Source organism: Streptomyces sp. NRRL F-5727, assembly GCF_000719555.1.
Lineage (GTDB): Bacteria > Actinomycetota > Actinomycetes > Streptomycetales > Streptomycetaceae > Streptomyces.
Map to the genome: position 1 here is coordinate 1 of NZ_JOGX01000175.1, position 309 is coordinate 309.

General features: G+C 68.0%; 1 protein-coding gene. It reads left to right on the top strand.

The window, feature by feature from the left end:
• Window positions 1-309, top strand: a 309-nt coding sequence (locus tag IF73_RS38445) for a dihydropteroate synthase (RefSeq protein ID WP_037881925.1), incomplete at both ends; no start/stop codon positions are given.

Sequence of the window (309 nt, forward strand, 5' to 3'; positions counted from 1 at the left end):
CGTGCGGTGATCAACTCCGTCAACTACGAGGACGGTGACGGTCCCGACTCGCGCTTCGCCCGGGTCACCCGTCTGGCCCGGGAGCACGGGGCCGCGCTGATCGCGCTGACGATCGACGAGGAGGGCCAGGCCCGCACGGTCGAGCACAAGGTCGCCATCGCGGAGCGGATCATCGGCGACCTGACCGGCAACTGGGGCATCCACGAGTCGGACATCCTCATCGACACGCTGACCTTCACCATCTGCACGGGCCAGGAGGAGTCCCGCAAGGACGGCATCGCGACGATCGAGGCGATCCGCGAGCTCAAG